General features: G+C 45.5%; 9 protein-coding genes. 3 read left to right on the top strand and 6 right to left on the bottom strand.

Annotated features, from left to right (window positions below; all coding sequences use genetic code 11):
* Positions 1–117: 117 nt before the first annotated feature.
* Both cysK and BS614_RS23370 read right to left on the bottom strand, forming a co-directional pair.
* The gene (gene cysK / locus BS614_RS23375; RefSeq protein ID WP_074095726.1) at positions 118–1,074 is read right to left on the bottom strand and encodes a cysteine synthase A; all 957 of its coding nucleotides are present in this window, start codon (positions 1,072–1,074) and stop codon (positions 118–120) included.
* Positions 1,075–1,207: 133 nt separating this feature from the next.
* Positions 1,208–1,597 carry a YhjD family protein gene (locus BS614_RS23370; protein WP_074095725.1) on the bottom strand — a complete coding sequence of 130 codons (390 nt, stop codon included), beginning with the start codon at positions 1,595–1,597 and terminating at the stop codon, positions 1,208–1,210.
* Positions 1,598–2,049: 452 nt separating this feature from the next.
* On the opposite strand from BS614_RS23370, the gene BS614_RS23365 reads away from it, so the two are divergent.
* Positions 2,050–5,634, top strand: a complete 3,585-nt coding sequence (locus BS614_RS23365) for an S-layer homology domain-containing protein (protein WP_074095724.1) — start codon at positions 2,050–2,052, stop codon at positions 5,632–5,634.
* A 541-nt stretch (positions 5,635–6,175) separates the two neighbouring features.
* On the opposite strand, the gene BS614_RS23360 is transcribed toward BS614_RS23365, so the two are convergent.
* On the bottom strand, positions 6,176–6,409 hold the full coding sequence (locus tag BS614_RS23360; RefSeq protein ID WP_017687536.1) for a hypothetical protein: 234 nt from the start codon (positions 6,407–6,409) through the stop codon (positions 6,176–6,178).
* Entirely contained in the window at positions 6,406–7,443 is a 1,038-nt protein-coding gene (locus tag BS614_RS23355) for a nucleotide-binding protein (protein WP_051447360.1), read from the bottom strand. The genes BS614_RS23360 and BS614_RS23355 overlap by 4 nt, the downstream gene beginning before the upstream one ends.
* Positions 7,444–8,393: 950 nt before the next feature.
* On the opposite strand from BS614_RS23355, the gene BS614_RS23350 reads away from it, so the two are divergent.
* Entirely contained in the window at positions 8,394–9,128 is a 735-nt protein-coding gene (locus BS614_RS23350) for a YitT family protein (protein ID WP_017687538.1), read from the top strand.
* Between the two features lie 125 nt (positions 9,129–9,253).
* On the opposite strand, the gene BS614_RS23345 is transcribed toward BS614_RS23350, so the two are convergent.
* Complete coding sequence (locus tag BS614_RS23345) at positions 9,254–9,724, bottom strand: DUF2188 domain-containing protein (protein WP_074095723.1); 471 nt, start codon at positions 9,722–9,724, stop codon at positions 9,254–9,256.
* 427 nt (positions 9,725–10,151) lie between these two features.
* Between BS614_RS23345 and BS614_RS23340 the strand changes: the two genes are divergently transcribed.
* Complete coding sequence (locus tag BS614_RS23340) at positions 10,152–10,952, top strand: lipid II flippase Amj family protein (RefSeq protein WP_074095722.1); 801 nt, start codon at positions 10,152–10,154, stop codon at positions 10,950–10,952.
* A gap of 59 nt (positions 10,953–11,011) precedes the next feature.
* Here the strand turns inward: BS614_RS23340 and msrA are convergent, their stop codons facing one another.
* Entirely contained in the window at positions 11,012–11,974 is a 963-nt protein-coding gene (msrA, locus tag BS614_RS23335) for a peptide-methionine (S)-S-oxide reductase MsrA (RefSeq protein ID WP_036614455.1), read from the bottom strand.
* Positions 11,975–12,074 lie beyond the last annotated feature (100 nt).

Genomic DNA, 12,074 nt, shown 5'->3' with positions numbered 1-12,074 from the left:
TGTGTCAGGTTCATTAGAACCAATGACCAATGAGCGCTAATAAGGGAGGGCCTCTGTCATGCTCATGACTTATGGGACATGGAAGCCCCTTTTTGATGTGTATAGATTTTTGCTGTGTTAAAAAATACCCATGCTCAGATACCGTTCCCCGGTATCCGGCGCAATGCAGAGCACCCGGTGCCCCGGCCCCAGTTCCTTCGCAATGCGAAGGGAGGCCCACACCGAAGCGCCAGAGGAAGGGCCGAGCAACAGCCCTTCCCAGGCAGCAAGCTGCCGCATCGTATCCAGTGCGTCCTCATCGGACACCTGGATGATGGCATCCCACACGTCGGTATTCAGGATGTCCGGAATGAACCCCGGACTTGTACCGACGAGCTTGTGTGGTCCGGGCTCGCCACCGGACAACACCGGAGAACCTTTGGGCTCCACCGCATAGATGCGGATATCGGGTAACTGCTTGCGCAGTTCTTCTCCCGTCCCGGTAATGGTTCCGCCAGTTCCCGCCGTAGCGATGAAGGCGTCCAGCCTGCCATCCATCTGTTGCATAATCTCGGGAGCCGTCGTGATCCGGTGAATGTCCGGGTTTGCCTGGTTCTCGAATTGCTGCGGAATGAAACTTCCTGGAATGTCTGCCTGAAGTTCTTTCGCTTTGCGAATCGCACCAGGCATCCGCTCCGCAGCGGGAGTGAGCACCACATATGCGCCGTAGGCTTTCAGAATGTTGATGCGCTCCTTGGACATATTGTCCGGCATAATCAGAATGGCTTTATATCCTTTGGCGGCGGCATTCATCGCAAGACCGATCCCTGTATTGCCACTGGTTGGTTCGATAATGGTAGCACCAGGGAGCAAGTGTCCCGCAAGTTCAGCCTGAACGATCAGGTTATAGGCGGCACGGTCTTTGACGCTGCCACTCGGGTTAAAGTATTCCAGTTTCACATATACGTCAGCGGAGTCGCTGCCTGTCAGTCTGTTCAGTTTAACGGCAGGTGTCTGGCCGATCAGTTCTGTTACATCTGCGGCAATACCTGTATGTGCGGTTGTTTGTTTAATCGAATGTGTATTCAAATCCATGAAGTACAGCTCCTTGATTGATAAGACGTTGAGAGTATATCCGGTTGGAATCAATTCATGACTTATTGGAATGGTTGGATATCTCTTCTCCATCTTAATGAACACAGCTAGCGATGGTCAACCCGTTCATTTGTCAAACCTGTTGTGTCAGATCCATCTGCAGATGGTGACTCAGCTCTTTTTTGACCTCATTGCGTGCAAATGTCCAGAGCATATAGAACCGTTGCATGTATCCCCTGCACAAATAAACGGTTTCAATGCCATCCTTTCCCCGCGTTTCCTCCAAAACTTTTACTCCACGGGTTCTCATCTGTTTGCGCAGTCCCAGCATCTCCTTAAGTACTTCATTCTGAATGCGGGTGAGCGACAGGATATAGACCTCGGGCATTTTCAGAAGCAGCGTATCCAGCGTTCGAATATCCCGTTCCAGTACATCCAGCAAAAGCGTACGCACAACCATCCCTTTGATCAGACGATGATCTTCATCCGCAGGAGTTGGGGCTGAAGTGGAAGAGGAGGCCATATAGTCACTTCCTTAGCCATAAATATATCGTTCTAATTAAGAACAAATGTTCCTGTTTGTAGTATAGTCAGCATATTCCTGAACCATGCAGGTTTCAACCTGAAAATATTTACATTCTCTCTTCAAGGCAGTTTGAATCATTTGAAAACCTTTATGAGATAAGGCACATAGGCAATTTCACATTATCGAAATGAAAAACATGGAGGAGACGTTACTCACCGTGTTTAGAGTTTGTTTATAGTAGCTCGTTATAATATCTGTAAAATTTAAAACCACATCGAAAGGAGTTCTAACATTCAAGAATACATATTCCAATGGAATGTACGTCTGATGAAAACAAGACCAAAGTAGTAGATTAGCTCTCAATTAGATATGTAGGTTGTTTAGACGGGGATCGAGCTGGATGAAATAGAGTATCGCACTAAAAAAGGACGAACGGAAGGATGATAGTGATGAATAAGCGCTTACTGCAGCCTAAAAAAGTGATAACGATGTTAATTGTGGTTGCTTTAATATTTGGAGGATTTCCAGGGTTTCGGGCGTTGGGCGTTGAACGAGCCTATGCGGCGAGTGGAACATGGGTAGATGTGGGTGGAGCCGGAATTACATCAGGGCAGGCGGAGAATATTACGTTGGTCTTTGATCGGGAAGGTACACCGTACACCGTATTTAAGGATGGAAACAATGGCGGAAAAGCAACCGTTCTAAAATACGTTTCTGGAGCATGGCAATCCGTGGGGCCTGCCGGTTTCTCTACTGGCGTGATACATAACAGATCATCGCTCGTATTTGATTCCCATAATACTCCATACGTGGCTTATCAGGATGGTGATAATGGAAGTAAAGCAACAGTTATGAAATTTAACGGAGAACAATGGGAGATTGTAGGTAGTGCTGGTTTTTCAGCTGCGGCAGCGGTTTATGTATCAATTGCACTTAGTCCTGATAATATCCCTTATGTCGGGTACCGTGATCAATCTGTGAGTAATAAGATTACAGTGAAAAGATTGAATGGAAATCAGTGGGAAAATGTTGGCCCAGTCGGATTTACAACAAATAATGCTTCTGGATTATCTCCAATAGTGTTTGATAATGCGGGAATTCTTCATCTCGCATATACAGATTCAACGAGTAGAAAAGCAACTGTAATGAAGTTTGCAGATGGTTCATGGAAAAATGTAGGGAATGCAGCATTTACAGCAGACTCAGCATCATATCTTTCACTTGCATTTGGTCCGAATAATGTGCCTTATGTTGCTTTTGAAGATGGTTCGAAAGTTTTTAAAGCAACCGTAATGAAATTGAATGGCAGCGAGTGGAAAGTGGTAGGGAATGAGGGATTCTCATCAGGAAGGCTAAATAGTATGTCACTTGCTTTTGACCCTCAAGGTATTCCGTATACAGCTTTTAAAAATCTTGTTAATTTTAGCATGGAACCGCAGGGTGTAATGATGAAGCTTGACGGAAGTCAATGGACTGTGGTTGGTGGTAAACCGTTCTCTGCAGGTCAAATAAACGACACTTCGCTTGCTTTTGGTCCAAACGGAATGCCTTATGTTGCTTATGCAGACAACACAAAAGATAATAAAATGACTGTCATGACGCTTTCTACGGAACATTCGGTGACTTACAATTCGAATGGTGCGACTTCGGGCAGCATTCCAGTAGATAATCAGAAATATGAAAAAGAAGCTATAGTTACAGTGTCAGATAACACAGGAACGCTTGAAAAAGAAGATTATCAGTTCACGGGATGGAATACAGCGGCAGACGGCAGCGGAATCAGCTACAGCGCAGCAGATACATTCTCCATGAACGATAGTGATGTTACGCTCTATGCACAGTGGCAACCACTGTATGTAAATATTAGTTTTGAATCCAACGGTGGAACCGAGATTGACAATCAAAAGGTGAACTACAATAGCTCGGCAGTGAATCCTGATGCTCCGGAAAAAGCGGGATATACGTTCTCAGGCTGGTATCAGGATAGCCAGTTGCTTCAAGCTTTTGACTTCAATATGAGTCTGACGCAGAATATTACGCTTTATGCGAAATGGATGTCATCTACAGCAACACTCTCCACCCTTACGGTAAGTTCAGGGCAGCTGACACCGGACTTCTCTGTAGATGAGCTTGATTATCGCGTAGATCTCGAATCTGACGTGATGAGTGTGAGTTTCTCCTTGAGCAAAGCCAATGAAGGACAAGTTGTACATGTAACAGGGGCTACAGACGAAACAGTGACAGATGGTGTTTACACATACACGGTTACGGATCTGGTATACGGTTCAAACCCTGTAATTATCGATGTTCAAGCAGAGGATGGCAGCAGTAATAGCTACACGCTTAACTTTAATCGCATTGATATCAGTAACGCCAAACTAAGTGGAATCACTTTGCCTCTAATTACTTTATCACCGGACTTCAATCCAGACATAGAGGTCTATGAAGCAACAGTCAGTAGTTCCGTTAGCACGACTGAAATTAGCGTTAAACCGGATCAAACTGGAGCCGTAGTGAAAATTAATGGTGTCAGTGGTAACAGTACAGTCGTGCAATTAGTCAGTGGTATGAACACAATTACCATCGAAGTGACTGCATTGGATGGAGTAAGCAAGAGAACATATACGCTGAACATCAAGCGCAATAGTGATAGTTCAGGCGGATCAGGTGGCAATGGAAACTCCGGTGGAGGATCTGGCAACTCTGGGGGTTCCAGTTCTGGTGGAAACAGTGTAAGTACACCAGTGACTAATCCCGTCGTAACTCCACCATCCACAGGTGCTAAGGTGCTCGTGAACGGTAAAGCCGAGAACGCTGGAAGCTTAGCCACTACTGAAGTGAACGGGCGAAAAGTTGTAACCCTTACAGTGGACGCAGCTCTCATTGGACAGAAACTTCAAACCGAGGGGAACAACGCTATTGTGACGATCCCTGTGACAGGTAATGGCCAAGGAGATCTGGTTATTGGTGAACTGACAGGGCAGACAGTCAAACTCATGGCTGACAAACAAGCCGTATTGGTGCTTCAAACGGATATTGCCTCTTACACGTTACCTGCACAGCAGGTTAATATTGAGAAGCTCGCGCAGCAACTGGGTGTGAATTCTGACAATTCCTTGGAGAACATCAAACTGGGAATCGAAATTTCACAGCCAACAGAAGCTGTCATACAGACAGCACAATCAGCAGCTCAGCAAAATGGATATACTCTTCTGGGATCACCAGTTGATTTCAAAGTAACAGCCACCTTCGATGGCAAATCCGTGAGTGTGGATAAGTTCAATAGTTATGTATCGCGTACGATTGTATTAGCAGCGAACGTTGATCCTAACCAAATCACCACAGGTGTTGTGGTGGATGCAGAAGGAACTGTGCGCCATGTACCCACAAAAATTACACAGGTCAATGGGATGTACCATGCACAGATTAACAGCTTGACCAACAGTGTGTATGCCGTTATCTGGCACCCGCATACCTTCACTGATGTAGCCCAACACTGGGCCAAGACAGAAGTGAATGATATGGGTTCACGTATGGTTATCGAGGGAATCACGGACACCACATTTGAACCAAACCGTGGAGTTACACGTGCAGAGTTCGCTGCCATTCTGGTACGTGGATTAGGATTAAAACCTGGAGAACGGGTTAACTCTTTCAAAGATGTGAATGGAAACGAATGGTACGCGGATGCTGTGACCACGGCGGCTAGCTATGGCCTAATCGATGGATATGAAGATGGAACATTCCGTCCACAGGCACAGATTACTCGTCAGGAAGCGATGGCGCTCATTGCACGCGCTATGACAGTGACTGGAATGGAACCAGCTGCGTCTGCCGGGAACGTTCAGCAATGGTCTGATTACGCAGACGCTGAGCAAGTAGCAAGTTGGGCCAAGGAAGCAGTAGCATCCAGTATCTCTACCGGACTGGTGTCCGGACGTGGAAAAGATACCATTGCTCCGAATCAATCGATTACGCGTGCCGAAACAGCTGCAATTATACGCAGATTGCTTCAACAGTCTGGTCTGATTTAGACAGCCCCAACTTATATGTACGAAATTAATGACTAATGAAACAGGCAGCGCGAGGTTATGCGTTGCCTGTTTTTTTATAGAAAAAAATAAATTCTATTCAACTCTTATTGAAATTATTTTAGATCAAAATATATTTTCTTTTTTTATTTACAGAACATATGTTCTTATATTATAATTAGAAATAGCAAGTAGCAGGAAAGACGTGAACTATTACGATCATTCCTCGTCTTCTTTAGTTTGTTGAAAGCAACAATCAGGACAAGCCTGCTCCAAAATAAGGTATAATTTATGGGTTTTGCAGGAAACCTAAGGCCATAAACCAAATAAACCTTATGCAATGCAGTCTGCTACAGAAGTAATTACAAGCAATGAATTGCGATCATGATTCAAGGATGCCTTGCCTTAACACGATGGCACCAGTCAACGAGTAGAAGCAGTTTTATTTTTAGCGAAAATGAGCAACAAAAAAGCCCCTGCCTTGGGCGGCGGGGCCTATGGAATACTGCCGATTGAGCGGCAGGTTTGATGATGTGTTCAGAAATTAAGCAAGATATTGAGGCTTTTCGTAGAACGCCTCTTTTTCAAGGATGACCTTATACGGTCTTTCCTTGCCCTTCAGGGAGGGCCCAATGGTAGTTAGCGGTACGGCCGGCTTGTGGAAACGATCTTCTTCCTTGGGTTCCGGAACCGGTCGTGATGATTCGGGCGCAGAACTGAGGCGTACCTTTTTTTCGCTGCCCCAGCGCTTGCTTATTTTTTTCGTTTCCGGTTTCATTCCGGTTCGCCTCCTAACAAATCGTTGATGGCGTTGAACAGTTGACGATTCTGTAGGTCAATCTGCTGAAATACCGCCTCATCCGCTTCAATATGTCCAATAATGTGAACGGTGATAACATACCTCTTGGCTACAGGATAGCATAGCAGATACTCTTTCTCAAGGTAATCATCATACAGGTTAATCTTGATTTTATTCTCCCGGTAAGAATCAATCACCAGAATGCGCTTGGGATCATCCGGTTGTTTGTCGTCGTTAGCGGACAAGTCATACTTTCTCCCCGGTTCTCCAACATTACCACATAATTGCTCAATGTAACCACTGTCATCTGTACGGTATATGGCTGTGCCACGTACAGCGAATGGAGGATGAGAGACAAAGGCAGTACGCAGGGCATCGCTCATTCGTTCCAGCATCTTGGCATCTGCTTTGCGGGTACGCAGCAATTCCCTAAAGAACCGCAGCAACTTAAGCAGTTGTAACCTTGCTTCTCCCTCAGTGCGTTTATGCTTCTCAATGATGTTCTCCAATTCTGGATCACTCCAGCGCCCTTGTTCCTCAATACTGTCTGCGATTTTGGAACATGCCACGGACACGGCTGGTGCCCACTTTCCGTCAGAACGGATTTCATATACGAGTGGATTTAACCCCAGCAGATCTGTGGGCATACGCAATCCTTCGACCTTGGTTGTGTCCTTGATGTCTGTAATATCCTCAGGAAGAATGAAAAAAATACGTTTTCGTCCCAGACGACCCATAAACAGACCCATTTCCAGCATTGTATTATCCCGGACCGACGCGTAGTACTTCCCGCGGATTTTGGATATATCATCCGGATGAAAAATAAAAATGGCAAAGTCAGTCGTACGGACCTCTACTTCCAGATCGTCCATGGTATAGCTGCTTGGATTAAAAACCCCGGAATACCAAGGGGTAACTTCGGCTGAAAAACGTAAGTTTTCGTGTACTGCGGCTGCAATCGGCTTCGCTTCCAGCGAGCAGCCAATAAAGACTCTTGGCTTTAACGTTTTCATCAATCCGCCTCGCTTAAACGGTAGTGGGATTCAATTGTTATATTATACCATAAACAGCAGAGTAAGTCTGGAAACGTCTGAACTGGACAAAGAATAAGCCGATTACGTTTGCTATAGTGTATGTGTGAAAGGAAAATGATTCCTTTAAAAAGCGCAAGAAAATAAAAAAAGGCCCCAATTTGTCACAGTTGGGTGACTGACAGTTATTTTTGGAAGCTTTGGTCATAGAATAAAGGAGCAGGTTGCACCATTAGCAAGCATTGCTTATCCTGGTGTTGCCGTATGACTGCTGGAGCAGTCCAAAGGCTGCTTTATGCCTGTTTTTGAGGGGTCTACTGTTTAGACCCGGTCACGTTGGTGTTATATAATAGAAGAACAAGCAAGTTAGCTTTGGTGTTTAAACTGAATGAACTTGCAACTGCTGTAAGTTGGATTTACAATTTACACAGGAACGAAGAGTGCAGAACCCATCTGTAGAAGCGAAGCGTTCGTCTGAAAGCTTTTTGAATGAAAGCAGATTCGGAAGCATAAGCGATCACCGGATTTTCCCCAGAGGGAAAATGGAATTCCAAAAATCCCGGGGATAACCGCGATCAAAAGAGGGTACTGTAATCCAAGTGTAAGTGTACAATTAAATGTTCAAGCTTATGCATTGTAGTTATTTTTCAGTTTAACTGAGCACAGCTAACCACAACAGAACAGAAAGGATCAGGATACCATGAGTTCCCGAAGGACAATCTCCCCAAGGACGATCTGGAAACGTTACGATCTCTCATACACATAGCGCCCCTTGTAGAGTACACCAACCGGTTCAAAAAAACGGCTGACTCTGCGAAAGAGGGGATTGGAATGAATATTCGAAGGACGTACACGATGATTTCTTCCAGGCTTACCTTTTGCAGGGTACGGTCGGTCTAAAAAACCAACCTACAAACTGCGAGGGAACCTGAATGAAGAGAACATCGTTAACCTTACAACACGTTAAAACAGAGGCGATCAAATTCGCCATTATGCTACTCGGTACATTTATTTTAGCTTTTGCTTATTATCACATTAACTTTCAGAATCATTTATCGGAGGGCGGATTTGTTGGTCTGGCCCTGCTCGGAAAATACGCAACAGGCTTATCACCTGCTATCGGTATGTTGTTACTGGACATTCCGGTCATGATCCTGGCTTGGTTCCTCAAAGGCTGGAAATTCATGATTCAGGCATTGCTTGGCGTCGGTGCATTTTCCCTATTCTATGACGGCTTTGAACGATACTCCACACTGGTATTGTCGTTTAACGGAAATCTGTGGATTCCGGCCGTTCTATCCGGTATATTGACAGGGGTAGGCGCTGGAATCGTGCTTCGATTCGGTGGAGCGACAGGCGGAGACGATATTCTCGCCGTGCTGGTTAGCCGCTGGAAGGGATGGAAGCTGGGAACGGTTTTCTTTGTCAGCGATGCTTTTGTATTGGGATTGTCGCTTTTCTTTCTTCCGGTAAAAGAAACTTTATATACGATTCTGGCCGTATGGATTGCCAGTAAAGTCATCACGTACGTCGTTAGTGTTCCGGCTCGCGGAACCGTGGTTACAACTTCGGCTGTGAAATTGCCGATGCCATCGGTTGCAGCCAAGGCAGTTAACGCTGCTGCTATTTCACAACGGACTACGGTGGCTAGAGGGGTATCCAATTAACCATACGTTTCAGAACAACCATAACCTGTATGCGTCATATTCAGGTCTTGATAGTTAAAGTTCATACAAAATCCCTTTTGACTGCTCTTCAGCAGCAAAAGGGATTTTGTTGTTTTCCGATTCATTCAAGACTTGATCGAAGAAGCAATCTGACCATCCTGATTATGGATAATCGCTCGAATATTTTGTTTGCTACTCAGTTCTTTGGCCTTATCTACAGCTTCTGCCTTAGTATCAAATGTGGACAGATAGGTAGACTTTCCTTCTTCCTTGATCGCCCAACCGGAGTCGGTAGGCACGACATGGATGTTGTCATGACTTTTGGACGAAGAAACGGGCTCGGAATGACGACGATCCGTGGAAGACGACTTTTTGTGGTCCGAATGATCGGAAGAAGATGTGGAGTCCGATTTCGAACTTTCCGGTGCGGGATGATTTTCATCCCATTCTTCCGCCTTAGCTGTCGCTATGGCAATCGAGCGCCCTTCCTCATACCCGTCATCGAGCAGAGCATTGGCAATCTCAATTGCTTTATGTCTAACACGTGGTTCCAGGTTCTTCATGGATACCGGATAATCCTGTTTGTTCCAAGGCATATAAACCCCTCCTGTACGATGATGGATTAGTTGTATATTACCCTGTGAGGGGAGGGATAAACGATGAACAACTGAGGTCGTAAGTGCATTTACCGATGATCTATATAAATTGAAATAAACATTTACACAAAACGGAGAGGACAGAAAGAACCTGAAGAAGAGGAGCTATGAGCTTTCTGTGGAAAGCAACTTCGTAAGCATAAACTCGCCTTTATCCCCTGATTTACCCCTTTCTAAAAGAAATCAGAAAATCTGCGGATAATAGCGATCGGAAGGTTGTTCTGTCATCGGAGTGTCCAGTGTAAACATTCTTTAGTTCAACTTATATAAAAGGATCTCGTTCCTATACTTTTGCAAGCCAGAGGAGTATAATGCTGTCCATGTAAGAAATAAGTTCAATAACAGGAATATAAAGGAGTACATACATATGTTTAGTCTTAGCTTGGCAATCCCTATGCTGTTCACCATGCTGATTCATGCCGCAGACAGCTTGTCATACGCGCTACGCCTTGGTGGTTTACGCACTCGCAGAATCGCGCTAGCCATTTCTTTGGCAGGTATCTTGCTGTTGGTTTCTCGAACCTCGAATATGGCCCAGGGTCCAATGGTAGGTAATCTGGTGGATACTGCAACACGGGGAGCCAATCCACACTTTGCGGCACAGCTACACTGGTTAATGGGTGCGGCAACGATTGGAACGGCATTAGCCATATTGTGTTTTCCAACCATGGTGAAGCTGTCTTCGAGAATGGTCGTGCATTTTGAAGCAGCCGGGTCTATCCCTGCAATGGTTCGCGGTATGCTGAAGCGAAGCAAGATTAGAAATGCAACGTATTACATCACCCCGCCATCCTGGAAGATGGCCAAACGATTGGTACAACATGGGATGCCAAGACGGTTAATGCTGCTTAATGTAGCGGTAACTGCAATCTACACCACAGGTGTCCTGTCCAGCTTATACGCAGCGTATCTTTACCCAGGGCGGGCTGTAGCTGCTTCCCAATCGACCGGGTTAATTAACGGAATAGCAACGATTTTGTTAACCATCCTGATTGATCCGCGGATCTCCCTGCTCAGTGACCGATCATTACGTGGCGAGATCCGTTTGGATCGCATGAATCAGATTTATGGCTGCATGCTTGTATCTCGTTTATTTGGTACTCTGTTGGCGCAGATGTTATTAATTCCATTTGCGTATTGGATCGGTTGGATTGTAAGTATGATGTGAATGTTAATGTACAAAAAAAAAGCAGCGGGATCATCGCGCTGCTTTTTTTGTATTATAACTTATTGGAAAAGGACGGCGTACTCACCGTATCCTTCTTTTTGCAAGTCTTCTTTGGGTACAAAACGAAGTGCCGCAGAGTTGATGCAATAACGCATTCCACCTGCTTCGGCAGGACCATCGTTGAAGAGGTGACCCAGATGGGAATCACCCTCACGACTTCTCACTTCGGTACGAATCATGAAGTGGCTGAGATCGGTTTTTTCCTTCACGTTGTGGTCACGTAATGGACGTGTGAAGCTCGGCCAGCCACAGCCGGAATCGTATTTGTCAGTAGAACTGAACAATGGCTCGCCAGATACGATGTCCACATAGATACCATCACCGTGGTGATCCCAGAATTCGTTATGGAATGCAGGCTCGGTCGCGCTGTTCTGCGTAACTTCATATTGAAGCGGCGTCAAACGCTCTTTCAGCCCGTCTTTATCCACGTTACCTGTCCAGTTGCGTTCGATGAAATCTACACGTCCAGAACCTTTGCTGTAGCGTTTGTAATGGGCAGGGTTCTTCCGGTGATAATTTTGGTGATGTTCTTCCGCTTCATAGAACGGTTTGGCTGGCAAAATGGGTGTGAAGATTGGTTTGTCAAAACGCCCGCTCTGTCCCAGCTCCGCTTTGGAAGCTTCCGCAATCTGGCGCTGCTCTTCGCTGTGATAGAAGATGGCCGTCTGATAGGAAGATCCGCGGTCATGGAATTGTCCGCCTGTATCCGTAGGGTCAATCTGCTGCCAGAACAGTTCAACCAGTTTCTTATAAGGGAAGATGGCAGGGTCGAACGTAATTTGTACAGCCTCTACATGTCCTGTTGTCTCCGAGCAGACCTCTTCATATGTTGGATTCTCGGTATGTCCTCCTGTATAACCCGATACGATCTTATGAATACCGGGCAGTTCTTCAAAGGGGGATACCATACACCAGAAGCATCCGCCTGCAAAAGTTGCTAACTCACTTGAATGTTGTTCCATGCTATAGTCACTCCATTTCTGATGAAGATTTAGCGCTCGTGTTCGAGCTCCAGCAATCTACCGTTTTATTAAACTTGTTACACAAGCATTAGGCTTGCTC

It is taken from the genome of Paenibacillus xylanexedens (assembly GCF_001908275.1).
GTDB classification, from domain to species: Bacteria; Bacillota; Bacilli; order Paenibacillales; family Paenibacillaceae; genus Paenibacillus; species Paenibacillus xylanexedens_A.
This window is presented reverse-complemented; position numbering and strand designations above follow the sequence as displayed.

What these genes read in the sequence shown, in the direction of transcription:
- cysK (WP_074095726.1), bottom strand. Translation starts at nt 1,074, where the DNA reads ATGGATTTGAATACACATTCGATTAAACAAACAACCGCACATACAGGT.
- BS614_RS23370 (WP_074095725.1), bottom strand. Translation starts at nt 1,597, where the DNA reads ATGGCCTCCTCTTCCACTTCAGCCCCAACTCCTGCGGATGAAGATCAT.
- BS614_RS23365 (WP_074095724.1), top strand. Translation starts at nt 2,050, where the DNA reads ATGAATAAGCGCTTACTGCAGCCTAAAAAAGTGATAACGATGTTAATT.
- BS614_RS23360 (WP_017687536.1), bottom strand. Translation starts at nt 6,409, where the DNA reads ATGAAACCGGAAACGAAAAAAATAAGCAAGCGCTGGGGCAGCGAAAAA.
- BS614_RS23355 (WP_051447360.1), bottom strand. Translation starts at nt 7,443, where the DNA reads ATGAAAACGTTAAAGCCAAGAGTCTTTATTGGCTGCTCGCTGGAAGCG.
- BS614_RS23350 (WP_017687538.1), top strand. Translation starts at nt 8,394, where the DNA reads ATGAAGAGAACATCGTTAACCTTACAACACGTTAAAACAGAGGCGATC.
- BS614_RS23345 (WP_074095723.1), bottom strand. Translation starts at nt 9,724, where the DNA reads ATGCCTTGGAACAAACAGGATTATCCGGTATCCATGAAGAACCTGGAA.
- BS614_RS23340 (WP_074095722.1), top strand. Translation starts at nt 10,152, where the DNA reads ATGTTTAGTCTTAGCTTGGCAATCCCTATGCTGTTCACCATGCTGATT.
- msrA (WP_036614455.1), bottom strand. Translation starts at nt 11,974, where the DNA reads ATGGAACAACATTCAAGTGAGTTAGCAACTTTTGCAGGCGGATGCTTC.